This window comes from Natrinema sp. LN54 (assembly GCF_052439245.1).
GTDB lineage: Archaea > Halobacteriota > Halobacteria > Halobacteriales > Natrialbaceae > Natrinema > Natrinema versiforme_A.
Genome location: NZ_JBQVRP010000005.1, coordinates 95,111 through 118,008, shown reverse-complemented (window position 1 = coordinate 118,008; position 22,898 = coordinate 95,111). Strand labels below are relative to the sequence as shown.

The window sequence follows — 22,898 nt, the reverse complement described above, 5'->3', positions numbered from 1 at the left end:
GCCGGAGTGATCGAGCGATGAGCGAGTTCGTCCCGGGCGAACTGCTCCCGTCCGACGAGCCGGTGACGATAAACGAGGGCCGACCGACCGAGACGGTGACAGTCGAGAACACCGGCGATCGACCCGTCCAAGTCGGCTCGCACTTCCACTTCCTCGAGGTCAACCCCGGGCTCGAGTTCGATCGGGAGGCCGCCTACGGAATGCGACTGGACATTCCAGCGGGGACGGCTGTCAGGTTCGAACCGGGATGTGAACGCGATGTCGATCTCGTCGATATCGGCGGCGATCGGATCGTCCGCGGCATGGGCGGCTTAGTCGACGGCCCCCTCGACGACGAAGGTGCGAAAGCGGCGGCACTGGAGCGCGCTCGAGAACAGGGCTACATTTCGGAGGGAGCAGAATGAGCCGCGACCTCCCGCGGAGAGAGTACACGGAACTGTTCGGGCCGACCGAAGGCGATCGGCTCCGGCTCGGTGATACGAACCTGCTGGCGAAGATCGAACGGGATCACGCCGTCCCCGGCGAGGAAGCCGTCTTCGGCGGCGGGAAGACGATGCGCGACGGGATGGGAATGCAGTCGGGGACGACCCAAGCCGACGGGGCGCTCGACTGGGCCTTCACGAACGTCGTGATCATCGACCCGGTGTTGGGCGTTCGGAAGGGCGATATCGGCGTTCGAAACGGGAAAATCGTCGGTGTCGGCAAGGCGGGCAATCCCGATACGATGGACGGCGTCGACATGGTGATCGGGGCGAGCACGGACACGATTCCCGCCGACGGGCTGATCGCGACGCCCGGCGCGCTCGACATCCACGTCCACTTCAACAGCCCGCAACTGGTCGAACACGCGCTCGGATCGGGCGTGACGACGATGCTCGGCGGCGGCTTCGGCGGCGGCGCGACGACCTGTACGCCCGGTCCGGAGAACGTCAAACGGTTCCTGCAGGCCGCCGAAGACTGGCCGGTCAACGTCGGCTTCTACGGGAAAGGAAACAGCAGCGAGCCCGACGCGCTCCGCGAGCAGGTCGAAGCCGGCGTCGCCGGCCTCAAACTCCACGAGGACTGGGGCTCGACCCCCGCCGCGATCGACACCTGTCTCGAACTGGCCGAGGAGGAAGACATCCAGGTCTGTATCCACACGGACACGTTAAACGAGTCGGGCTTCGTCGAGGACACCTTCGACGCCATCGACGGCCGCGCGATCCACACGTTCCACATCGAGGGTGCCGGCGGCGGCCACGCGCCCGACGTGCTCGAACTGATCGGCCACGAGCACATGCTGCCGTCGTCGACGAACCCGTCGATGCCCTACACCGAGAACACGTTCGACGAACATCTCGACATGGTGATGGTCTGTCACCACCTCAATCCGGACGTCCCCGAGGACGTCGCCTTCGCCGAGTCTCGCATCCGCGCGGAGACGATCGGCGCGGAGGACGTGCTCCACGATACCGGCGCGATCTCGATGATGACCTCCGACTCCCAGGCGATGGGGCGAATGGCGGAAGTCGTCAGCCGCACGTGGCAGACCGCCCACAAGATGAAGGCCCAGCGGGGTCCCCTCGAGGCAGACGAGGGAACCGAGGCCGACAACGCCCGAATCAAACGCTACGTCGCGAAGTACACGATCAATCCCGCGATCACCGCGGGGATCGACGACTACGTCGGCTCGCTCGAGCCGGGCAAGCTGGCGGACATCGCGCTGTGGAAGCCGGAGTTCTTCGGCGTCAAGCCGAAGGCGGTCGTCAAGGGTGGCTTCCCGGTCTGGTCCCAGATGGGGGAGGCGAACGGCTCGCTGATGACCTGCGAGCCCGTTATCGGCCGCGAACGCGCCGGGGCGCAGGGCCGGGCGAAACAGGGCCTCTCGGTATCGTTCGTCAGCGAGGCGGCCGACGAGAACGATGTCGGCGAGGCCTACGACCTGAAAACGCCGGTCCGTCCCGTCAGCGGCACGCGAGCGGTCCGGAAATCGGACATGCACCACAACGACCACTGTCCGAACGATATCGAGATCGACGCCCAGACGTTCGAGGTCGAGGTCGACGGCGAACACGTCACCTGCGACCCGGCCAACGAAGTGCCCCTCGCCCAGCGATACCTGCTCTGAACTCATGATCGACAGATCCACACGGACATCCACGACAGCGAGTGCGGTAGTACCGACGACGCGAACAGCCGACTCGAGCCGGCGCGGCCGGCCGAACGGGTCGACGGAGGTGCGCCGATGGGAATGAACCTCTCGCCGAAGGAAATGGAGCGGTTGACGGTCTTCATGGCCGCCGAACTCGCGCGACGACGGAAGGAACGGGGCGTGAAGCTCAACCATCCCGAGACGGTCGCGTACATCTCCGACTGGGCCTGCGAGGCCGCCCGCGAGGGCAAGTCCGTCTCGCAGATCCGCTCGGAGGCGACCCAGCTGCTGACCCGCGAGGACGTCATGGACGGCGTTCCCGAGATGGTCGACATGATCCAGATCGAACCCGTCTTCCCCGACGGCACCAAGCTCGTCACCGTCCACGATCCGATCCGGGCCGACAGCCACGAGCAACTCGAGACCGTCGATCCGGATCCCGACGAGGAACTCGGGACGGAGAGCGAGACGGACGCGGCCGCCGAGAGCGACGCGCGCGAAATCGACGACGGATCGCAGCCGATGGAGGGAGACTGATGGGGTACCGCGACGTTGCGAAGGTCGGCCTCGGCGGTCCCGTCGGCTCGGGCAAGACGGCGCTGGTCCGTCGGCTCGTCCCCGAACTCGTCGAGCGCGACTACGAGGTCGGCGTCATCGCCAACGACATCATGACCCAAGAGGACGCCGACGTCTTCCGCGAGTCCTTCGCCGACCTGCTCCCGGCGGATCTGGTCGAAGGCGTCGAAACCGGGGCCTGTCCCCACACGGGTATCCGCGAGGACCCGTCGATGAACCTCGCGGCCATCGACGAGTTCACCGAGCGCCACCCCGAACTGGACGTGGTGCTGATCGAGAGCGGCGGCGACAACCTCGCCGCGACGTTCAATCCCGAACTCGCGGACTACTTCCTGTTCGTCATCTCGGTCGCCGAGGGCGAGGACATTCCGCGCAAGCGCGGCCCCGGCGTCACCCAAGCCGATCTACTGGTCGTCAACAAGACCGACCTCGCACCCCACGTCGACGCCGATCTGACCGTGATCGAAGAAGACGCCGCCGCAGTCCGGGGTGACGACCCCTTCGTCTTCACCAACTGCAAGGACGGCGAGGGGGTCGATAGCGTCCTCGAGCACGTCGAGCGGGAGGTGTTGTTCGCGTGAGCGCCGGCCGCTCGAGCCCCAGCGCGGATCCGGCGCGGCTGCCGCCCGCCTTCGAGGCCTACGCCGACGAATCGCTCGCGCAGGCCCCCGCCGGCGGTCCCGGGAAGAACGGGCTGCTCGAGGCGACCTTCGCCCGCAGCGGCGACGGGCCGACCCGCATGGTCCGGGACCGCGTGAAGGTACCCTACCACCTGACTGGAACTCTCGACACCGATCCGGCGCCCGGGCTCGCGACGCTGGTCGCACAGGAGCCGACCGGCGGCGTCGCACAGGGCGACCGCCACTGGATGGCTATCGAGACCAAGCTCGGTGCCCGCGCGCACGCCACCACCCAGAGCGCGACGAAGGTCCACAGCATGGCCGCCAACTACGCCCACCTCGAGACGTCGCTTCGAGCCGAGTCGGGGAGCTACCTCGAGTACGTGCCGGGACCGACGATCGTCAACGAAAATGCACGCTGTCTCCAGACGGTAGCCGTCGACCTCGCGGCCGACGCGGTCGTGGTCGTCGCCGACGTGCTCGTCCCGGACGGGTTGACCGACCACGAGCCGTTCGGGTTCGACCACTACCACGCGCGCGTCGAGGCCGAGTACGACGGGCAATTAGTCTGTGCCGACGCCGTCGATCTGCGCCCCGACGAGCGCGATCCGCGGGACCCGGCCAGCGTCGGCGAGTACGGCGTCGTCGGGACGCTGTACGTCTTCGCGCCGAGTGACGGGCGGGAAGACGGCGACGACGATACAGCCGCGGCCGACGGGACGGACCGGAATCCGGATCTCGAGGCGCTGACTGAGGCCGTTCACAACCGGGTCGCGGACCGCGACGGCGTCCACGTCGGCGTCTCGAGGCTGCCGTACGACGCCGGGGTGATCGTCCGGCTCCTCGGCCACCGGCAAGCCAACGTGACCGAGGCGCTCCGCGGAGCGTGGGACGAAACGAGACTGGCGACACTGGGGGTCGGCATACCCGCCGACCGGCGATACTGATGGAACGAATCGACGGCATCGTCGGGAACGTCCACGCCGACGACGACCTCGCAGCGCTGCGCACAGAGTACGCGGACCGCGACGCCGTAGAGCGCGTCGTTATCGACGCCGAGAACCGCCGCCGATCGCGGTTCCGGGCGACGACCGACGCGGGGACGGACGTCGGCGTCGTCGTCGACAAGCCCGCGGTGTCGGCCGGCGACGTCCTGCTCGTCGATGACGATCGGATGATCGTCGTCGCGTTCGAACCGCTGGACGCGATCTCGATCTCGCTGCCCGAGGCGACGGACGAGGCGCTCGCGGCGGCGGTCGAACTCGGACACCGTGTCGGGAACCAGCACTGGGACCTCGCCGTCGAGGACGGGACCGTCTACGTCCCGCTCGAGGCCGACCGGCACATCGTCGAGCGCGTCGTCGAGGATGTCGTCCCCGACACCGAACTTCGGGAGACGACCGTCGAGGCCGACCTGTTCGTGACGGATCTCGACAACGGAGGGGACAGGTCGGGCGGTGAGCCTGGCCACACCCACGGTGCGGACCACGACCACAGCCACGGTACAGGCCACGAGCACAGCCATGACTACTGATCCGAGCGCGTTTCTGACGGCGCTTCGACTCTCGGACTCGTTTCTCCCGGTTGGCGGCTACACCGCCTCCTACGGGCTCGAGCAGTACCTCAACGAAGACCGGATCGAGGACGGCGACGACCTTCGGAAACTGATCGCGGCCTACCTGCAGCGCGTGGTCGGCCCGTGCGAGACCGTGGCGCTGTCGAACGCACACGCCGCGAGCGCCGCCGTCGATCTCGAGCGGTTGCTGGCCGTCGACGAACGGCTGCACGCGGTAACGATGCCTCGGGAGTTCCGCGAGAGTTCGACGAAAGCGGGTGCGAAGCTCTGTGAACTGCTGGATTCGGACCCGGGGACGACGGTTTCGAACGCGAACGGGAGCCGTCAAATGCAGGACGAAGCCTCTGCGTCGGCGACTGACGGGGGCGACATCGTGGCCGACTTCGCCGCCGCGATCGAGGCCGATGCGACGCCGGGCCACTATCCGGTCGTCTTCGGTGTCGTCACCGCGGCGCGGGGACTCTCGCGACTCGAGTCCTGTCTCGCACACGCACACTCGTTCGTGACGGGACTGCTCGGGGCCGCACAGCGACTCGGCCGGTTCGGCCACACCGAGATCCAGTCGGTGCTCGAGGCGCTGGAACCGGAGATCAGGGCGATCTGCGAGCGCCACGTCGACGACGACATCGCGGCGATGGCCTCGTTCGCGCCGCTGGCCGAGATCATGGGGATGCGCCACGAACACGCCGGCAGACGGCTGTTTATGAGCTGATCGAGACGATTCTCGATCGGCTCTCCCACGAGCGGTCCCGCTCGGTCTCCGGCGATCGACGAGTGTCGTGCTATCAACCGCGGCTGCGCCATGTACGGAGATACTGCTCGAATAGCAATCCTATTCAGATCGCAGCGAGAGAGGAGCAGTAATGACCACGCCACTAACGAGACGACGGTTCGGACTCGGTGCGATCGGAGCGACAGCAGTACTCGGCAGCGGCTGTCTGAGCGATCTCACCGGGAGCGACGATCACGAGCACGAACACGAGGACCCGCCGTGGGAATGGGGCGGACTGTACGATCTCGATTCGGGGACGTACGCGTACACCTATCAAGAGGGTCCCGACCCCGATATGCAGTTCGCGTTTGTTTCGGCGGAAGAGGGCGGCGATCACGGTCTCTACCACGCCGGGGAGACGTCAACGGATCTCTTCGAACGCGGCGACGCAGACGTCAGCGTCACCGACGGCGAGACCGTACAGCCGTCGTCAGACACGTTGTACCGCGTCGGTTTCGCGGATTCGAGCGAAACGACGATCGAACTCGAGGTCGAATCCGGCGGATACTACTCGATCTTCACCGCACACGTCCCCGATGAGTTCGAGGCGGAACTGCTCTCGGAAGACGGCGAGGAGCTGTCGCCGGACGCGACGGAACGCCATTCGACGCACGGCCACAGCGACGACGGCCACGAAGAGTAGGACGCTCACGAGCACTGAGAAACGGGAATCCGACGTTCGATCGTTCTGTTCGGACCGCGAGCAGCTGATTCTGTGAAAGATGGGGAACGAGACGGATCGAATACCTCTTGAGTCGGCGGTTGCTTCATCCTGATATTCCATGTAGCATCATAGAGTTTACCATGGCCTGCAGGTGTATCCGCTTTAGACTCGAATATCCTCGAGCGGTTCGAGAGCGTCCCAGCCGTTAACGGTCGATAATCGGGAAAACAGCAACACAACGTAGTGAAAAGAGCGGTGAGTCACTCGCCCTCGAATGCCGTTGCCAACTGTTCGCGCATGAACTCCCGCCGCCGTTTTCGAGTTTCTTCCTCGCCCAGATAGTTGGTGACGACGCAGGAATCGTCACTGTCCTGTTCATCGGCGATCACGTCGATCCGGTCCGCGAGCCGTTTCACGGCGTCGTCGTACGTTCGGTACCAGAATCGCAGCCGTATGCGGCGTCGCCGTCTCAGTCACACCGGCCCGCCCTGCGAGTGCCTTGAACCGGGACGTGATCGTATTCGGAGCGCGATGCCCACTCTCAGCGGCCGTGCTCGGAAAGAGATAACCGTTCCACTGGTCCCGATCGGCGAGTTGTTCCCATCGGTCGGCCAGCATCTCGAGGCCGTACTGGACCGAGACGCGTCCGGAACCGTTCTTTCGGCCGTCACCGAAGACGATTCGCGGGTCCTCGGCGTCGAAATCGAAGGTTCCCTCGTCGTCCGTCGGTTCGAACTGGTCGCTGACCGTACTCGGTCGGGCATCGCGTTGTAGCCCGCTCGTCTAACCGCTCACGCATAACCTGTTCGAATGTCGGGTGCATGTCCTCTTCTTCGCGTCTGAAGGTCATCGTTCGTCACTCCTTTGCTCGAGGATATCAGTGACGTCTTTCGCCGTTTCGCTGGCCTTCACGTTCTGGTAGGACTGTTCGGTCACATCCGGCGAGCCGTGGCGCAACGATTTCTGTGCAACTGTCGTGTGACCTTTGCGGACCAGTTCGTGCCCGAGTCCACGTCTCGCGCCGTGGGGTTTCAGATAGACGTTCGCATCAGGATCGTACTCGATACACTCATACAGCGGTGCCAGCGACTCCGAGATCCGTTTCAGGACCGACCGCGTGCCGTTCGTTGAGATCGCGGGCGGCGGAACCTCGTGCTCGCGTAGCAGTTCGTCGATTGCGTTTCGCTCGAGCATCGTATCGACGCGGGTCTCGGAGAACTCTCGTTCAAGCGCTTTCCGTTTCGAGGGGTAGTGATTCGTGGGAAAGACCGGCCACTCGTCGGTCGGTGGGTCGGCGACCTCGTAGTACTTTGCGAGTTTCGACGCCGCCCGATCAGGGAGCTGCACGTCTTCGAAGGGATTGCGATCAGTTCGTTTGACCTTCCCGCGGACGGTGAGCGTATTCCCCTCGATATCGACATCGGTCCACGTGATCCCGTTGCGGCGTTCGTCACGCGGTTTCGAGAACACTTCCCCACCGCGGACGCCCGTCAGTCCGAGAACGGCGATCAGTGCCCGAAGCCGGTACCGCTCGAGACGGATCTCGTACGGGGCAAGTGGCGGCTCGAGGGCGCTGTCGACCTGGCGGTCGAAGTGCCGAAGTAGTGTCTCTCGTTGGTCAACCGACCAGAACTGGCGGTCGGGCTGGGTGTCGATTCCCGGCAGGAATTTCTCGATATCGTTCTGGTGAGCCGGATTCGTATCTAACAGCCCTTCGCCGACACAAAAAGAGAGGAACGCCCGCACGTAGTCGTAGTAGGTGTGAGCCGTCCGTCCCGAGAGGTCGCGGTCGGTGCGATTGGTTTCGGCGGTCAGATACTCGCCATAGACACGGCAGAGATCGCGATCGATATCGTCGAACCGCTCGAGTTCGCATTCGCGGATGAACTCATCGAGGACATGTTCGACGGCCGTCCGTGAGCCGTCGCCGAGCGTTTTCAGGTACGACTGCGTTGCATCTCTGACCGGGTTGTCCCCTCCTCTCGAGCGGTCAGAAACCCGGGTTTCGCTGGAATCCATCGGTTCGGATGTTGGTACAGTATCGACCCTAGTAAATCTACTGTGTCAAATTCATCTTTGACACAGTGGATTGGTGTATGGGAGAACAGGTGTTTCGGGCCGTCAAAGACAGAGAAATTAGCATATCCCCCATTCATAAATCAAATAGCGCTATATTAAATTGGCGACACAACTCACCACAGATTCCGCGTTTGGATTTCTACAAACCACCAACTAAATAACACTTATCGCCGATGTCGAGCTAATCAGGTCTTTAGCAGTAGTTTTCGAATTTGTGGGCTTTATTTCACGACATTGAAGTCGTACACCGGATGCCTAAAATATAGCAGCTAAATTCAGAACTACTGCTAGGGCGACCGTTAGTAACACACTGGATTGTGGGTATTGCTGTTACAGCTGAGACAGCAGCCGCAGGAGCCCCCAGTTCCAGCACAGCCAGCGATACATGGAATACAGCCGAGCCCTCCAGTGGCACCACAGACAGCTGCACAGCCACCACAGACACCACTACCGAAAACGCACTGGGAACAGGGCGCACCGAAGTTCAGACCCCAACAGTCGCTGCCCTGCCAGCCCGACTGCATGATCGAGAATCCCCCATCGTCTGATTCATCCTCGAGTTCGAGGACTTCGATCGTGTATTTCTCTTCTCGGAGGGTCTTGTGCGTCTCCTGGTGCTCGTTCACTTCGAACGCTTCTTCGAGTTCGATTCGGTACTGTTTGCCTGTCTCTTCGTCTTCCTCTTCGTTTTCCTCCAGCTTGCCGGTCTCGAAGACACCAGTCTCCGCGTCGTAGATAATAGGCATCTCCTCTTCTTCTTCATCCGTGAATCCGACAGCCTCCGCGATCCGCTTCCGTTCGGGGTTTGTCGCAGTTCGTCGTGCCACGACGTCCCCGTCTTCGTAGACGAGGAAGAGATCAGTATTGCCCGGCAGTCCACGGTATTTTTCCGGGACCTCCTCCTCCAGTTCTCCAGTGAGTTTGTCGACTTGGAAGTAGGCTTCAGGTCCAGCATCGGGCTCGTCGATTTCCGCGTACACGATGGTCCCGAACTTCGTCTCGATTTCAGCTCTCTCCATCGAGACATCTTCTGTGAGGTCCTGCCCATCGATGGTGACCTCACTGACTTCGGGATCGTTGAGCTCAGCTAGGAGAGCCTTCACCATGTCCTTCTCCAGCACATCATCTTCTCCAGACAACGCTGAGACTTGTCCAATACCAGCGACCGTTGCGACACCGCCTGCACCGAGCGTTCGAAGAACATTCCGTCTGTTGACTTTATTCGAGTCGTCTTCGGAATCAGTATTTTCGCGCATTGCACTTAGATTGAATATCACCAAGATATTTATTTCTTCTCCCGATGAATTTATACTCTATTACTAGTTCTTGGACTATTCTTCAGTTTTTGGCCTATCCAGTAGCAATTGAGCAAAACCCCTGACGCTGATCTATCCTTTCAACTGATGGGGGTGTTGCTACACTCTCGACTAGAATGCTCAACTTCTCCTCAAAAACAGGAAAGGTAGATCTACTATTCGTAGGTGAAAATATCCTCTATCGAGCAGTTGAAATATTCTGCCAGCTCGAATGCTATTTCCAGAGAGGGGTTGTATCGGTTTCCCTCGATAGCGTTTATCGTTTGTCGTGTAACGCCGATCTCTTTTGCGAGCTCCTCCTGCGTGATATCGCGCTTAGCTCGATAGACCTTCAATTCATTATCTATCGTTTTATCGGACATAGCGGTAGTACACATAGTAAATGGCGAATATGCCTAATCCACTACCCAGATACAGGAACTCTGCGCTTTCCCTGGGGACTACATTCCAGAAACCATTGATCAGGATGATCGCCATTAGCCACCAAAATGCGTTGATGCTGACTCTTCCAATCAGACCCCGAGTCCTCTCATCACCTAATGCCTTCTCGTTGCGAGTAGCTGTTATCGATCTAAATCCGAACGCCGATAGGATCACTACAGGCACGAGAATACCTGCATAACTCATCGGAGGAGCATCATAGTAGAAAAACACCGCTATCCCCCCAACAAGCGTTACCAGTGCGCCTCCTAGGAGGAGATAACCTGCTCTTTTCTGCTGCGCCAGATTTGAATTTGCTTGGCTCATGCGTTGAACCCTCCGTGATTAGTTGTCTCTCCATTACTACTCCAACCAATGTCTGGTTCTGCTACCATCGTGTCTGGTATTTCTACCATCATGTCTGTTTTACCTTCCATATTGTATGCTCACCCACACACCACATAAGGGTTTCTAAACTAAACTGACTAATCTACGGTTTGAGAGTGCTCCAGTTTATCCCACCAATATATTAGTAGAAAAATTCCAAGATGTCTGTTCCTCAATTCGTTAAGAGGGCCTGGGAACAGGACAGATCACGGCATCTGGTGTTCGAAAATACGCTCATCCGTATCTTCACACACTGCTGCGATCACTTCGTGACTACTACAGCATGATTCGACTGTTTCCTCGCTGAACACGATCTCTCCATCACTCGTCGGGCAGGTATCGAGGAATAATCGCAGCCCGTTAAGGAGTTCTCCCTTTTCAGCAGGTTCGTACTCGCTCCATTTCGTATCCCACGACTCAAGTACTCGAGAAGCAGCGACGTCGGCAATCAGGGCAGCTTCCGATGGCCACTGACCGATAATCTGTTGGTCCCGCTTCAGCTGGCGAGCTTGATCATCCTCTCGAATCGTGAACTCATGATTTTCTAAGTCCAGACCTAATGCTGCAGCAGCATCTTCTGCTGAGAGATCGCCGTCATTGAGGTCGGTCATTTCTTCAACCCACTCTGATTCGAAGGACGTCTCTATGCACAGATCATCCTTCTCATCACATTCTTCGACAACCCCTACGGAGAGGAAATACTCTTCTGGTGATAGGGTGACGGCCCCTTCATTTTCTCCTTCAGACTCGTTTTGAGCCTCCTCATTAGACATCTGTGCTGTAGCTGTGTCAGTACCACTAGTGTTTGAACTAGAAGTATTAGTCGTAGCCAAGCCATTCCGAATTTCCGGTTCTGGCTCTTTCCCGAACAGTTGGAGAACAGACGCTGGCATATACCGTTTGGTCAGAGTCGGTGTTCCGGGAGTGAGGTACCCCCGAAGATAAATCAACACTAGAGAAACGCCAACCGACACTACTCCCATGAATTTCGATTTCCGGCTAATAATTGCTCCAAGTACACCTGCGATCGCGACATTCACCACCGTACATGCTTCACACCGGTTCTCTCCCGTATACTCTGGTTGCCGTAATTCCTCAGTTATCTTTTCTCTCATCTACCTTTGGCATTCTATTGAACACTTATGGTTTTTTCGGTAAGATTATTAGACCTATCCCTATTGTTCTCCCAGCTTTTGAAAAGATAATCAGATAGTGATCTGGCGACTCAACTCCTGGCCGATTGCTCATCTCCATTTATCTCCCAATGATCTACACCATACTATTCTCAAATCTAATTCCAGTGTATAATAAATAGTATTTTGACAAAAACATTACTGTGGTGTCCTCCTAATCACATAATATGGATGATGGAGAAAAACTACGGGATACACTCAGGAAGCGTACCGAAATTCTTCGCGCTCTACTCAATAACCCACAAACGAAATCTGATCTCACAGAAGAAGTGAGTGCATCTCGTTCTACGATAGATAGAGCAATCAAAAACCTACAGGACTTGAGATGTGTTGGGCTCCAAGGTGGGGAGTATCATCTTACCTCAACTGGAAAGTTGTCTCTTGAAACATACGAAAACTATGTGGACACCACTGACAACCTATCAGACATTCACCAGATAATAAATAGCATATCTGGTGATATGTCCATCGAGCGTGACTTCATTAAGGGGGCTTCTAAGCATCTTGCTGACCCGCAGGTGCCAGAAACTGCTTTGAGAGAAGCCAACGAACTGCTGAAGTCAGCAACAAAATTAACAGGCTTAGCTCCTCTTTCCCTTCCTTCGTATCCAGATTTGCTAGAAAAGGAAATTCAAGAGAATGATCTTGAAGTTGAGATCATCGTTGAGGAGAAAGTTCTCGAGTCGCTTCACGAGGTGCGAGGAGAGAGCTTTGAAAATTTCGTTGCAGATGATAATGTCGACATATACACTACTGGAAGATCACTCCCTTGTGCAGTGTGGATAATGGAAACTCCTGAAGGAGAACATGCCGGAACGACTGTCTATAACCAGGGAGGTGTTCAAGGCGTAATAATAAACGATAAGGAAGCAGCCGTTCAATGGGCTCGTGAAACATACGAAAAATACCTCGAATCTTCCTCAAAGATAGACAATCTGTAAATGCCTCCACTGTTCTTCGATACAGAAGTATAATTCACAACCTGATGCTATCATCAGAGTGTGGCCATACCACCAGTTTCCGAGAAACAAATTTATTCTCTAGCATTCACTCGATCCAATGTGATGTCACAACTCCCCGGTCCAACTGGATATCCCCTTATCGGAAATACTCACCAATTTTATCGCAGAAACATCCTAAAGTGGTTCCGCACTTTCCCCGAAAAATATGGGGACATCGCTCAAATTCGGGTTGCTCGCAACCAGATTGTTCTTCTAATGAACCCCGATGATATTCAAACAGTTCTAATTGATGAAAATCAGAAATATCGAAAGGGAGGATTCCATAAACGAGTAACATCCTCGTTGATTGGCAACGGACTTGTTTTAGCAGAAGGCGATCGATGGCGATCAAACCGCCATGATCTTGAACCTGCCTTCCACCCCCAGAAAATGAACTCTTATGCCAATCAAATAAAAACACATACTGAATACAAATTGAGCCAGTGGGAAGACGGCGATATAGTCTTGTTCGGAAAAGAAATGAAAGAGCTCACACTGAGTATTATCACCGATGCGCTTTTCGACATTGATCTTCGCTCGGAGAACTGGGAGTTAACCTCTGTTTTTGATGAAATCATCGAATACTTCACATATATCGCCCAAACCTACCTCTACCTCCCAGAGTGGATCCCCACCTCGAGAAATCGATCCTATCGTCGTGCTCTCGCTAAACTTGACGAGATCGTCGACGAAATCATTACTCGCCACATAGCCCAGCCTGAGGAATATGATTCACTCATAGCTGATCTTCTTGATCAAGAATCGTGGACTAAAGCAGAGATTCGAGACGAGGTTGTAACACTTCTACTCGCTGGCCATGAGACTACCGCGCTCATGTTAGCATATACAGCCTATTTGCTTGGCTTAAATCCAGATATCAGATCTCAAGCTATCAACGAAATCGACAAAAATGAGCCACAAAACTCCGGAAAGCCTTTTCAACAGTACAATCTACTTGACCATATCCTGAAAGAGTCTCTTCGGCTTTACCCGCCTGCATATGCGATATTTCGACAACCGACTGAAGATGTTATTCTAAGCGGTCATAAGATCTCCGAAGGGACCCTTCTCTGTTTGAGTCAATGGGTCACTCATCGAGACAATCGGCTATACGAGTCCCCGCATGAATTCCAACCAGATCGGTGGGAATCGGATTCGCTATCACAACCATCCCCAGGAATGTATTTCCCATTTGCAGCAGGTCCAAGACGATGTATCGGGGAACGATTAGCAATGCTTGAAGGAAAGATCGTACTTGAGATGATTCTCCAAGAATTCACACCAAAAGTAGCCTCTGAGGCATCTCTTGATGTGATACCCTCACTCTCAACACAACCTAAGTCCCCGATCAAAATTAAGCTCGATAAACGGAACTGAAGTACTACAGAAGTAGATCTAACGCTAGAACCCCATTTAGGTACGTAGCCCAGAGTGAGACACTAAACCAGCGAGCGACAATTAGTGACTGCTCCTTTTCTGATTTGCCCATTATCTGGTAGAAGAGGAATACGTACGCCAGTCCACCAATGCCAAGTCCTAAAGACGCTATAGAATACCCAGCAATCCATGTGAAAATTCCAGCTGTGATTGTGGATACTCCAGACAGGAGTATACTTTCACTGACCCCGATCTGCTGAGTGAAGGTCGAGAGACCGCTTTTCCGATCGAAATACGTGTCCGCTGCTTGGTGAGCTATGTGATAACCCAATATGTAAAATAATACAGATAAAATCAATAAATTGGTTCCCCGATTGAATATAAGTCCCATAAGATGTGAAACGGGAAGGATAGCACAAATCACGTCTACCCCCGTTGTGACAATATGATTTAAGAAGCCTCGTTCTTTGATCCGTGGAGGATACGAATATGTGAACCCGAATACCCCAACTATAGCACCCATAAGAAGGAAACTTAGCTTCTCGGTCCTGAAAGCAAGCCACCCCCAAAGAGAGAGTCCAACCGTTAATTCGACTACAAGTAGCGAATAGAGGTTTCTCTCCCCCAGTGTTCGAACTGACTCAGCGATATATGATTTCTCTGGGTTCTCCTTATCAATTTTGTAATCGTGCAAAGCATCTGCAACTGAGGCTTGCATTTTCGATACCATCATAGCAGTGAAAAGAACAAACAAATAGGAGCTATAGGTCTGAACAGCTGAAATTGGATGATCAGACACAAGACCAATACCAATAGCGATATATATGATGTTGTATCCGATGGTTTCCGGCAGACGGTTAACTACCAAAAAACTCTTTAGATTCTGATATATTAGCCCTAAACTTGTTTTTTGTATTGTGATCATATTATTAGATGATTCCACACTTCTATTTTCAATTGATATTAGTAACCCTTCTAACTTTCGGAAAATATTTCTCCAAGTTTGAATCAGATCCTACTAGTAAATCTGTTATACATATCTGTAACAGCTATCTATTATTCCACAGATTCTGCGTTTGGATTTCTACAAACCATCAACTCTACAATACTTATCGCCGAGGTCGAGTTACTTAATTCTTTAGGAGAGGTGGCACAACCGCAGATGATGGATTTGATGCGTGACTTATTCGCAGCGTTAGAGAGGGAGAATCAACTGCTCAATAGGTGTTCTAACTGACCACAAAAGTGGAAATCTATGTTCCTAGATTGTCAAGATATAGGATATGGTTGAATTGGAACGGTGGCAATATACGTGGATTGCTTTGGGTGTTGCCCTTTTGGGATTATCTGGTATCGGAGGATACCTTGGATACCCCATAGCGACCATCTTCCCGTTTATTGTTGGTGTTGGCTTCCTCAGTATTGTTATCAAGCCCAGCGTACTACTTCCGCCGATGAGGAGGGCAGAGCGTCTTGAAATGCCTGTCACACCAAAAAGGAGCAGTGTGACGGGAATTCCGATCAGGCCAGTCGCAACTACGTCTGATGTGAGTTCAAACGGATTCACGAGCAGCAAGCAGGCACCGAGTGTAATCGCTGCAATCCGGTCGCCGTAAGCGGAGAACACGCCCATATCCAAAATTACAATGATAGTCGTATCAGCCTTTCGACGGAACTAGCTGAGAATTTATCGCTAAACTCGCAGGTGTAGTTAGCGTTCAGGAGTTTGTCTTCACTCACTATTCTCTTCGGATTGGTCGTCTGTGATGGGCTCGAGGGATTCTTCCATCCGTTCGAAATGAGCTTCACGGAGCGCTTCCTCAGACGGCTCTTTCTGCACGACAGACGTATCCTCAGGCAGCTCTACGTCCTCATCCACCAATGGATCTACGTCGACAACCATTTTGTGAATCTCCATATCCCGATTGATTTTCCCGACCAGCTGCTCGAACGCCGTTTCATGTTCCTGCCGAACCCGGCGGAGTTCTCGGACCTTCCGCTCGAACTCCGTCTGCACGGCCCAATCATACACGCGACGTCCGAGGATCGTGAGCTCATACCGCTTCTCTGTCCCATGCTCGGTCGGCCTGTGACTCACCGAAAACACGTCACGCTCAACACCTTCTGAAAGCCTCGAGGACACTGTCGATCCACTTATTGAAACCGCGTCGACGAGCGCGTTGAACGTCGCTGTTCCCGTCCCGATCTCCGTGATGAGTTCCGCCGCGCCCTTCTTCCGAAGAAACGCCTCGAGTTCGTCCAATCCCATCGTGCCTCCCTGTTCTCCACCCACCACTATAAATCCAATCGATATTTGATTCAAACTAATTCTTGAACCACACCGAATAGTGGCTACAATCAATTCTCCAAGTACAGCACGCATATCCCTTCATATATCTCCCATCACAAGCTGAAAGCAGAGAATTGACTCTAATGTCCAACCATATTTTTACTCTACTCTATACTGATATTCTCTTCTTCACAGCAGACACATCTACACACGATCACTTCAGTATCTGGTCGACTGCAGCTCAGAAACAGAGCAGCTCGTCCCGGAGGTGGTTCAATGTCGACTGACCCATCGGCTGTCGCTGAGTCAATCATTATCCACGCGGAGACGCTCTGTGAGCGTGAAGATCACCTCTGGGACGTCATCCGGAAACTCTCAATTCTCGTCGATGAACTGGAAGATACCCGCGATCAGAACCGCGTTGACTTCGGAACTGATGAAATGTTCCGCACGCTCTTGTTCAAGGGGATTCGCGGCATCTCACAGAACGAATTAGCGCAACGACTTGGCCGGGAGCCGAGCTTAGTCAAGAGCTTTCATCTCGATATTACTGATCTCTCGAATACGCCTACCCAACAAGAGCTTTCGTACGCGCACGCGCAGTTCAGCGAGGGCACTCAGGAAGTCCTCAATCGAACGGTTGCTGGCGTCCGGCAGGTGGCTCTCGATAACGGTGTTCTTACGGAAGGCCTCGTTCCGTCAGTTCCAACGGACGACGAGGATGAATCGCCGAGCACGAACGAGTACAAGAAGGAGAAAGCTCAGAAGACGCTGACGCTCGCTCGCAAACACGTCATTCCCGAATTCGACACCCACCGAGCGGCCCACAAGAAGTACTCTGACGAGGTGATATTAGATATGTTCGCTAGTATCTGCGCGAACAACGGCAGTGCCCACTCAGAAGCCCAGTACGGCTGGCTCACTGATAACGACCTTATCTGTGACGACTCAACGTTCCTGCGGGCAATCAAGAAGATTGCCACGCCAGAGGAGTCCGACGGGCAGCTCACATTCGAGGATTTCGAGGATGACGATTCGATGCCCGAGATCGACCAGATCCGGGACGCGATTATGACGGCGTTCAACGCCGCGACGGAAAACATCATCAACTCGATCCGTGGTGACGATCCCTTCGACTCTCGGGAGACCGTCGCAGCGATCGACATCACGCACAAGCAGTTCCACGTCTGGCCGTGGGAGGACAAAGAAGCGAGTATCGCGAAGCCGGACTATCCGAAGATGGTAAGCGGGTACAAGAAGGACGGTGAGTACAAACGTGGGTACAAGTACGCCACCATCACGCTAGTTGGCGACCACGCACCGATCGTCCTCGGTATTGAGCCTGTGAAAGAGGATTCTGCGTGGGAGCCCGACAATTCACCGTCGTACTCGAAAGCTGACCTGGTGAGCCGATTGCTTGATCGGGCCGAGCAGTTCGTCGATCTAGATACGGTGATGTTCGACCGAGGGTTCTACGTGAATCGCGTGTACGCAGATGTCGACGAGCGCGGAATCACGTACCTCTCTCCAGTGCCGACGTACGAGGATGACTTGGCAGCGATCCAGAATATTCAGGAGCATCCAACAGCAGACGAAGCTGTCAAGCACGATGTTCCGTTCGGAATCGACGGCGAGGTACATCACGAAGCGGAGTTCTTGTACGCACCGAGTACGAGCGATGATGCCGACGGAAAGTACGCGGTGTTCGTAACGAACCAGGATCGCGTCGAGCCCGAGGAGATCTCGAGTGTCGTGAACGGGTCCAGTCGACGGTGGGATATCGAGAATCAGTACAAGTCGATCAAGGACTTCATGCCGAAGACGTCGTCGACGGACTACCGGCTTCGACTGTGTAACTTCGCGTTGTCGACGCTGATCTATAATCTGTGGCGGCTCACAGACTATCTAATCAAGGTCGTGCTCGACGAGCCGATCCGGTCGCCGCCAGTGATTACGGCGAAGACGTTTGTCCGAGCGTTGGGCGACTTCCTGCGTGAGTTCGGGTAACGCTTTTCTCACTCCGGGTTTACCGATTCGGTAGCGGCTGTGCTGTCGATTTTCGTGGGGTTTCGGACTGATTGTCAGATATGTGGATGATACGTAGTTGCTAATTCGATCTTGTCCGATTTTCACACCGGATTTGGAGTCACTAGCTCGTGAATTTCCTAGTTTCATTTGTAGGTTTATAAGCACGCGAAGAATGTGACTCACAAATTCTCGGGACCCGGACTCAACCCCGATAAGCGACAGTAGCCGAGCGGAGGCTTCATCGAACCCTTCGACGGGAAATTCTTTGGAGAACTGTGTTACTATCCTAGGTGCGACCCCGGCGGGCCGTACTCATAGGAACGCTGTACCTCGTCGACATTGAAAACGAGATGGGGCTTGGTCAACTCTGTAGCCAGTCATTCCCATGTATCCGACCATCGAAGTTTCACCGTCCACAACGAGATCGGCGACGATCTTCCCGGTCGCTAGACCACGCATGAACGCCCGCCCAGAGCGACCGATATCGTCGATAAAACCGGGATACTCTCCTCGAGATCCATCGTTCCAAAGCCGATCGCACCAAGCATCTCGACGGTCATGAACGCAAACGAGCCGTATAAGAGACCGAGTACGACGTCGGTTTCTTGGAATGCGGTCGCGATGTCAACGCCTGGCTGGTGACCGCCACGGAAACACCACATCGAGACGATACCGACGATCAACAGCGTGAGAACCGGAGCGAAGAAGTTGACTAAGGTAGGGTTCTTTTCGCTTGGCTCGCCAACATCGGTCGTGATGTCGGACAGCGGCGTCGCGGCGGGTCTTCTTTTCGGCTCGCGATCACCACTCGGCGTTCAACATAGGGCCAAGCATACTAGATAGCCAAATATTACGTCCATATGCTTGTAATCCCTCATCGAATGGTCCGATAGGAAACAACGGGTCACTGAACGACTGATAGAGAACAAGACACAACTGAAGGCAGTTCCATATCGGGAAACGATTGTGCATCGCTCCGAACGTGTGGATACAGATGCCGCCGACCCACAGAGACGCAACGGGGACCGTCGATCTGACCGAGTCAGTACGAGACGAGATCGGCGAGCCAGTTCGAATCGATGGCTTCGAACGAATCCGGCGACATGAGCGGGGGGCTTCGTGGACAGCGTAAACGAGATAGCCGGCCAGCGCGAAGGTGAGTCCGGTTACTTCGCGTTGGCTCTTGGAGCGGTGATCGATCGTATCCTCGTACCCGGTCTCGGGTTCGGCCGTCCGCACGACTGTAACTCGAACGTCATCTTTTCGACGCCCTTCTCTAACGGTCTCCTCGACGCGTTTGATCCGGATCCGAGATCGGATTCGAACCCGGAATAACGATCCGATGTCTGGTATTTTCTTCGGGCGGAGTTCCGGTCCGTGGCGTGATCTGCTGGCGAGTCGGGGATGGGTTCGAGCACTTCGAACGCGCTGTGACGACTGGGTACTCATATCGATACTGACCTCGCTGACGTTCGTCGAGCGGGTGACTCGTTGGATACCCCTCTTGGAATCGGTCTTCCCGCATGACTGGTCGGGTCGGAGACGCTCAGCGATTCGAGAACGTGGTCGTTAGCGTCACGGGTCGGCGCGCTGAGGGCCCGAAACCCGTCGAGTTCCTCCGCAGCGTTGTATGCGTACCTCGTTCCCAGATCCGGTCGAGTTCCGCGAATAGCGTTTCGGCGTCGGTAACGGGAGTAATCGTTTCGTTCGCATATTTCGAACGTCGCTACTGAATCGCTTTTGCGCTGTTCCGGGAATTATTGAATAGATAGTGGGAATTAGACAGGATAATTCTAAATATACCCACTATCCTCCGCGATATCTCAAACACATCGATTACCTGTAGCTGGCCGTTCGAGATGTTCGAACGTATATTTCTAGGAGCTAGACACATCCGCTCCAAAATTCCGTTTGTATCTCGAGTAGCCGAATAGAATAAGATAAGCGTAGGTATAATAGGTGTCTAAGGAGTGCTTTGAAAAGGTATGTCGGGGAGAACCAAATGTATGAGTGGTTCATCAGCCACCAAATCAGAAAGCGACTCCGTCGTACTGTACGATATCGAAGACAGACCACCGATGGCGGAGGCGATTCCGCTGGGCATCCAGCACGTCCTCGCGATGTTCCTCGGAAACGTCGCGCCGCCGCTGATCCTCGCGGGTGCAGTCGGCTCCGCGACTGGAGAGACGACGTTTCTGGTCCAGATGGCGCTGATCGTCGCTGGCGTCGCGACGCTCGTTCAGGTCTTCCCTATCGGGCCGGTCGGTGCGCGACTCCCGATCGTCATGGGAACGAGTTTCGCCTTCCTCGGTCCGTTGATCGGGATTGGCAGTCAGTTCGGATTAGCCGCGGTGTTCGGGACGGCATTGATCGCCGCGCCCGTCGAGATGGTCATGGGGGTCACGTTGGACCGATTCAGGCGATACTTCCCACCGCTGGTCACGGGCATCGTCGTGATGCTCATCGGACTGACGCTCATTCCGACCGGGATGGACTACGCCGCTGGTGCCTCTGCAGGACCAGGTGCCGAGGGGTACGGCTCCGTCCTCAATCTCGGTCTCGCGGGGCTCGTCTTGGTGACGACGCTCGTCCTCAACCAGTTCTTCGAGGGGTTCCTTCGAGTGATCAGCGTCTTCGTCGGTATCGCTGTCGGCTACGTCGCAGCGATCGCGCTGGGCGTCGTCGACTTCTCGGGCGTCGCGACTGCCGGGTGGATCACCGTTCCGATCCCGCTGAAATACGGGCTCTCGTTCCCGCCGAGCGCCGTCCTCACGATGGCATTTCTGTACATCGTTACCGGGATGGAGACGATCGGCGATATCTCCGGGACCGTCGCGGCGACGGGCCGGGACGCTACCAAAGCGGAACTCCGCGGTGGGTTGCTCGCTGACGGCGTGATGAGCATATTCGGGGCCGTATTCAACGCGATGCCGAACACTTCGTTTTCACAGAACGTCGGACTCGTGAACTTCACGGGCGTCGCGAGTCGCTACGTCGTCGGAATCGGAGGCGTCGCCCTGATAATCCTCGGGTTCGTCCCGAAGATCGGTGCGGTCGTCTCCGCGATGCCGGACGCCGTCCTCGGCGGCGGTGCGCTGATTCTGTTCGCAATGATCTTCTCCTCGGGCGCACGCATCATCCTCCAGAACGTCACCCTCGACCACCGGAACTCGACGATTCTCGCCCTGTCCATCGCGCTCGGACTCGGCGTCTCGCTCCGCCCCGAACTCCTTGCGAACTTTCCCGACGAGGTACAGACCTTGTTCGGCTCCGCGCTCGTCAGCGGCGGGATCTCCGCGCTCGTCCTCAATATCGTCCTTCCCGGCGGGGGCGTTGGATTCGGACCGACGGAGTACACCGACGGGCTCACGCCGGAGATGCCGATGCAGATCGGCGAGAAGACGACCGACAGTCCGACCGAACCCGTGCCTGACGATGATTGATACCGCGGCTCTACGAACCGGTACCGTCCGCTGTACCGATTTGCCGGCGCGACCGCAGAACGGGTCACGATCGTTCCGGAAAAGCCGTCCGACAGTCCGTATGAGATCCGTGACGCCCGCGCGGCCGTTCCGGCGAATGCGCTCACGGACCCGTAACGCGCCGCCGGGACAGTTCACTCGCGCTCGAGACACTGCTCGAGGAGACAGACGGTGTCGCACATCGGACTGAGGGGCCACGCAAGCGGTTCGAGGCCGTTTACGGGCCCGCCCAGCGAACGGCAGGGCCGATCCGTCCCCGGCCGAACTCGGTCCGAGACGGACCGTCACAATCGGTTCCAGCAGTCGCAACGACTGTGCGTCGACATACCGAACCGTGTAGAACGGTTCACCTGTGTCGAACCAGCAGCCATGGCGCGTGAGAAAAGCTAGTGACTGTTAGTAGTGTCTCGCAAATAGCACACATATCCAAAGGATTTAGTCGATATGGTGTGCAATGCGTAAGAGAATGAGCCAAGAAAAGAAATCAGCAGATTCTGTCCGCGTCTGCATCAACGGCGAACGCGAACGGCTCGATATCGAGCCCGGCGAGACGCTCATGTCAAGTCTCCGGCGAGCGGGCCACTACAGCGTCAAAAACGGCTGTGACGAGGGGGTCTGTGGTGCCTGTAACGTGATCCTCGGAGAGGAGGGCCTCACCCGCTCGTGTCTCGTTCCCGCGGCGAGTTGCGACGGTGACGACGTGATGACCGTCGAGGGGCTGCTCGACGACGACGGCCGGCTCCATCCGCTCCAGGAGGAATTTCTCGACCGGGGCGCTGCCCAGTGTGGCTACTGTATCCCCGGCGTGTTGCTCTCCGGCTACGACCTGCTTCAGCGCGACACGGTACCGACCGAGGAGGCGATCGCCGACGCCCTGAGCGGGAACATCTGCCGCTGTACCGGCTACGTCCAGCAAATCGAAGCGATACAGGCCGCGGCCGAGCGCCTCCCCGACGCGGAGCCGGCGGCCGAGGGAGAGCACTGAG

The 22,898-nt window shown here is 56.3% G+C and carries 23 protein-coding genes and 1 pseudogene; 14 read left to right on the top strand and 10 right to left on the bottom strand.

The features are described 5' to 3' along the window. The first annotated feature begins 17 nt into the window (after positions 1 to 17). The 8 genes from ACT4ML_RS15865 to ACT4ML_RS15830 all read left to right on the top strand — a co-directional run bounded on the left by ACT4ML_RS15865 (position 18) and on the right by ACT4ML_RS15830 (position 6,318). The gene (locus tag ACT4ML_RS15865; protein ID WP_444721735.1) at positions 18 to 404 is read left to right on the top strand and encodes an urease subunit beta; all 387 of its coding nucleotides are present in this window, start codon (positions 18 to 20) and stop codon (positions 402 to 404) included. Then, positions 401 to 2,107 (top strand): urease subunit alpha, encoded by a 1,707-nt coding sequence (gene ureC / locus ACT4ML_RS15860; RefSeq protein ID WP_444721734.1) that lies wholly within the window; start codon positions 401 to 403, stop codon positions 2,105 to 2,107. The genes ACT4ML_RS15865 and ureC overlap by 4 nt, the downstream gene beginning before the upstream one ends. Before the next feature lie 117 nt (positions 2,108 to 2,224). Beyond that, the gene (locus ACT4ML_RS15855; protein ID WP_394349676.1) at positions 2,225 to 2,668 is read left to right on the top strand and encodes an urease subunit gamma; all 444 of its coding nucleotides are present in this window, start codon (positions 2,225 to 2,227) and stop codon (positions 2,666 to 2,668) included. Continuing rightward, a complete protein-coding gene (gene ureG, locus ACT4ML_RS15850) occupies positions 2,668 to 3,288 on the top strand; it encodes an urease accessory protein UreG (RefSeq protein ID WP_138247231.1) in 621 nt (206 codons plus the stop codon). Before ACT4ML_RS15855 ends, ureG begins: the two co-directional genes overlap by 1 nt. Next, the gene (locus ACT4ML_RS15845) at positions 3,285 to 4,274 is read left to right on the top strand and encodes an urease accessory protein UreD (RefSeq protein WP_444721733.1); all 990 of its coding nucleotides are present in this window, start codon (positions 3,285 to 3,287) and stop codon (positions 4,272 to 4,274) included. Before ureG ends, ACT4ML_RS15845 begins: the two co-directional genes overlap by 4 nt. Then, positions 4,274 to 4,861 carry an urease accessory protein UreE gene (ureE, locus tag ACT4ML_RS15840; protein WP_444721732.1) on the top strand — a complete coding sequence of 196 codons (588 nt, stop codon included), beginning with the start codon at positions 4,274 to 4,276 and terminating at the stop codon, positions 4,859 to 4,861. Before ACT4ML_RS15845 ends, ureE begins: the two co-directional genes overlap by 1 nt. After that, on the top strand, positions 4,851 to 5,615 hold the full coding sequence (locus ACT4ML_RS15835) for an urease accessory protein UreF (RefSeq protein WP_444721731.1): 765 nt from the start codon (positions 4,851 to 4,853) through the stop codon (positions 5,613 to 5,615). Before ureE ends, ACT4ML_RS15835 begins: the two co-directional genes overlap by 11 nt. Positions 5,616 to 5,766: 151 nt before the next feature. Beyond that, positions 5,767 to 6,318, top strand: a complete 552-nt coding sequence (locus tag ACT4ML_RS15830) for a hypothetical protein (protein WP_444721730.1) — start codon at positions 5,767 to 5,769, stop codon at positions 6,316 to 6,318. 281 nt (positions 6,319 to 6,599) lie between these two features. On the opposite strand, the gene ACT4ML_RS15825 is transcribed toward ACT4ML_RS15830, so the two are convergent. Continuing rightward, positions 6,600 to 6,755, bottom strand: coding sequence for a hypothetical protein (locus ACT4ML_RS15825; RefSeq protein WP_444721729.1), 156 nt, complete (start codon positions 6,753 to 6,755; stop codon positions 6,600 to 6,602). Between the two features lie 115 nt (positions 6,756 to 6,870). On the opposite strand from ACT4ML_RS15825, the gene ACT4ML_RS15820 reads away from it, so the two are divergent. Next, entirely contained in the window at positions 6,871 to 7,113 is a 243-nt protein-coding gene (locus ACT4ML_RS15820) for a hypothetical protein (protein WP_444721728.1), read from the top strand. A 72-nt stretch (positions 7,114 to 7,185) separates the two neighbouring features. On the opposite strand, the gene ACT4ML_RS15815 is transcribed toward ACT4ML_RS15820, so the two are convergent. The 5 genes from ACT4ML_RS15815 to ACT4ML_RS15795 all read right to left on the bottom strand — a co-directional run bounded on the left by ACT4ML_RS15815 (position 7,186) and on the right by ACT4ML_RS15795 (position 11,314). After that, on the bottom strand, positions 7,186 to 8,358 hold the full coding sequence (locus tag ACT4ML_RS15815) for a tyrosine-type recombinase/integrase (RefSeq protein ID WP_444721727.1): 1,173 nt from the start codon (positions 8,356 to 8,358) through the stop codon (positions 7,186 to 7,188). 359 nt (positions 8,359 to 8,717) lie between these two features. Then, complete coding sequence (locus ACT4ML_RS15810; protein WP_444721726.1) at positions 8,718 to 9,674, bottom strand: hypothetical protein; 957 nt, start codon at positions 9,672 to 9,674, stop codon at positions 8,718 to 8,720. 215 nt (positions 9,675 to 9,889) lie between these two features. After that, positions 9,890 to 10,096: a helix-turn-helix transcriptional regulator gene (locus ACT4ML_RS15805; RefSeq protein ID WP_444721725.1), complete on the bottom strand. Its 207-nt coding sequence runs from the start codon at positions 10,094 to 10,096 to the stop codon at positions 9,890 to 9,892. Then, positions 10,086 to 10,481, bottom strand: coding sequence for a hypothetical protein (locus ACT4ML_RS15800; protein WP_444721724.1), 396 nt, complete (start codon positions 10,479 to 10,481; stop codon positions 10,086 to 10,088). Before ACT4ML_RS15800 ends, ACT4ML_RS15805 begins: the two co-directional genes overlap by 11 nt. 266 nt (positions 10,482 to 10,747) lie before the next feature. Further along, a complete protein-coding gene (locus tag ACT4ML_RS15795) occupies positions 10,748 to 11,314 on the bottom strand; it encodes a hypothetical protein (protein WP_444721723.1) in 567 nt (188 codons plus the stop codon). Positions 11,315 to 11,901: 587 nt separating this feature from the next. Between ACT4ML_RS15795 and ACT4ML_RS15790 the strand changes: the two genes are divergently transcribed. Next, positions 11,902 to 12,675 (top strand): helix-turn-helix transcriptional regulator, encoded by a 774-nt coding sequence (locus tag ACT4ML_RS15790; RefSeq protein WP_444721722.1) that lies wholly within the window; start codon positions 11,902 to 11,904, stop codon positions 12,673 to 12,675. Between the two features lie 123 nt (positions 12,676 to 12,798). Next, positions 12,799 to 14,112 carry a cytochrome P450 gene (locus ACT4ML_RS15785; RefSeq protein WP_444721721.1) on the top strand — a complete coding sequence of 438 codons (1,314 nt, stop codon included), beginning with the start codon at positions 12,799 to 12,801 and terminating at the stop codon, positions 14,110 to 14,112. Between the two features lie 4 nt (positions 14,113 to 14,116). Here ACT4ML_RS15785 and ACT4ML_RS15780 read toward each other — a convergent pair whose 3' ends face one another. From ACT4ML_RS15780 to ACT4ML_RS15770, 3 genes are all read right to left on the bottom strand, one after another. Beyond that, positions 14,117 to 15,037: a UbiA family prenyltransferase gene (locus ACT4ML_RS15780; protein WP_444721720.1), complete on the bottom strand. Its 921-nt coding sequence runs from the start codon at positions 15,035 to 15,037 to the stop codon at positions 14,117 to 14,119. A gap of 336 nt (positions 15,038 to 15,373) precedes the next feature. Next, on the bottom strand, positions 15,374 to 15,745 hold the full coding sequence (locus ACT4ML_RS15775; RefSeq protein WP_444721719.1) for a hypothetical protein: 372 nt from the start codon (positions 15,743 to 15,745) through the stop codon (positions 15,374 to 15,376). A 99-nt stretch (positions 15,746 to 15,844) separates the two neighbouring features. Continuing rightward, on the bottom strand, positions 15,845 to 16,381 hold the full coding sequence (locus tag ACT4ML_RS15770) for a hypothetical protein (protein ID WP_444721718.1): 537 nt from the start codon (positions 16,379 to 16,381) through the stop codon (positions 15,845 to 15,847). A 297-nt stretch (positions 16,382 to 16,678) separates the two neighbouring features. Here ACT4ML_RS15770 and ACT4ML_RS15765 point away from each other — a divergent pair, with 297 nt between their 5' ends. After that, complete coding sequence (locus ACT4ML_RS15765) at positions 16,679 to 18,409, top strand: transposase (RefSeq protein WP_444721717.1); 1,731 nt, start codon at positions 16,679 to 16,681, stop codon at positions 18,407 to 18,409. Between the two features lie 524 nt (positions 18,410 to 18,933). On the opposite strand, the pseudogene ACT4ML_RS15760 reads toward ACT4ML_RS15765, so the two are convergent. After that, positions 18,934 to 19,258, bottom strand: a pseudogene (locus tag ACT4ML_RS15760) (Na+/H+ antiporter NhaC family protein); the annotation flags it as partial. A 1,178-nt stretch (positions 19,259 to 20,436) separates the two neighbouring features. On the opposite strand from ACT4ML_RS15760, the gene ACT4ML_RS15755 reads away from it, so the two are divergent. Next, the gene (locus tag ACT4ML_RS15755) at positions 20,437 to 21,873 is read left to right on the top strand and encodes a uracil-xanthine permease family protein (protein ID WP_444721716.1); all 1,437 of its coding nucleotides are present in this window, start codon (positions 20,437 to 20,439) and stop codon (positions 21,871 to 21,873) included. Between the two features lie 505 nt (positions 21,874 to 22,378). After that, positions 22,379 to 22,897 (top strand): (2Fe-2S)-binding protein, encoded by a 519-nt coding sequence (locus ACT4ML_RS15750; protein WP_444721715.1) that lies wholly within the window; start codon positions 22,379 to 22,381, stop codon positions 22,895 to 22,897. Position 22,898 lies beyond the last annotated feature (1 nt).

Coding starts and splice junctions, on each gene's coding strand:
- ACT4ML_RS15855 (WP_394349676.1), top strand. CDS start 2,225: ATGGGAATGAACCTCTCGCCGAAGGAAATGGAGCGGTTGACGGTCTTC.
- ureG (WP_138247231.1), top strand. CDS start 2,668: ATGGGGTACCGCGACGTTGCGAAGGTCGGCCTCGGCGGTCCCGTCGGC.
- ACT4ML_RS15750 (WP_444721715.1), top strand. CDS start 22,379: ATGAGCCAAGAAAAGAAATCAGCAGATTCTGTCCGCGTCTGCATCAAC.
- ACT4ML_RS15835 (WP_444721731.1), top strand. CDS start 4,851: ATGACTACTGATCCGAGCGCGTTTCTGACGGCGCTTCGACTCTCGGAC.
- ACT4ML_RS15830 (WP_444721730.1), top strand. CDS start 5,767: ATGACCACGCCACTAACGAGACGACGGTTCGGACTCGGTGCGATCGGA.
- ACT4ML_RS15755 (WP_444721716.1), top strand. CDS start 20,437: ATGAGTGGTTCATCAGCCACCAAATCAGAAAGCGACTCCGTCGTACTG.
- ACT4ML_RS15800 (WP_444721724.1), bottom strand. CDS start 10,481: ATGAGCCAAGCAAATTCAAATCTGGCGCAGCAGAAAAGAGCAGGTTAT.
- ACT4ML_RS15770 (WP_444721718.1), bottom strand. CDS start 16,381: ATGGGATTGGACGAACTCGAGGCGTTTCTTCGGAAGAAGGGCGCGGCG.
- ACT4ML_RS15765 (WP_444721717.1), top strand. CDS start 16,679: ATGTCGACTGACCCATCGGCTGTCGCTGAGTCAATCATTATCCACGCG.
- ACT4ML_RS15820 (WP_444721728.1), top strand. CDS start 6,871: ATGCCCACTCTCAGCGGCCGTGCTCGGAAAGAGATAACCGTTCCACTG.
- ACT4ML_RS15810 (WP_444721726.1), bottom strand. CDS start 9,674: ATGCGCGAAAATACTGATTCCGAAGACGACTCGAATAAAGTCAACAGA.
- ACT4ML_RS15805 (WP_444721725.1), bottom strand. CDS start 10,096: ATGTCCGATAAAACGATAGATAATGAATTGAAGGTCTATCGAGCTAAG.
- ACT4ML_RS15790 (WP_444721722.1), top strand. CDS start 11,902: ATGGATGATGGAGAAAAACTACGGGATACACTCAGGAAGCGTACCGAA.
- ACT4ML_RS15815 (WP_444721727.1), bottom strand. CDS start 8,358: ATGGATTCCAGCGAAACCCGGGTTTCTGACCGCTCGAGAGGAGGGGAC.
- ACT4ML_RS15795 (WP_444721723.1), bottom strand. CDS start 11,314: ATGTCTAATGAGGAGGCTCAAAACGAGTCTGAAGGAGAAAATGAAGGG.
- ureE (WP_444721732.1), top strand. CDS start 4,274: ATGGAACGAATCGACGGCATCGTCGGGAACGTCCACGCCGACGACGAC.
- ACT4ML_RS15780 (WP_444721720.1), bottom strand. CDS start 15,037: ATGATCACAATACAAAAAACAAGTTTAGGGCTAATATATCAGAATCTA.
- ureC (WP_444721734.1), top strand. CDS start 401: ATGAGCCGCGACCTCCCGCGGAGAGAGTACACGGAACTGTTCGGGCCG.
- ACT4ML_RS15775 (WP_444721719.1), bottom strand. CDS start 15,745: ATGGGCGTGTTCTCCGCTTACGGCGACCGGATTGCAGCGATTACACTC.
- ACT4ML_RS15785 (WP_444721721.1), top strand. CDS start 12,799: ATGTCACAACTCCCCGGTCCAACTGGATATCCCCTTATCGGAAATACT.
- ACT4ML_RS15865 (WP_444721735.1), top strand. CDS start 18: ATGAGCGAGTTCGTCCCGGGCGAACTGCTCCCGTCCGACGAGCCGGTG.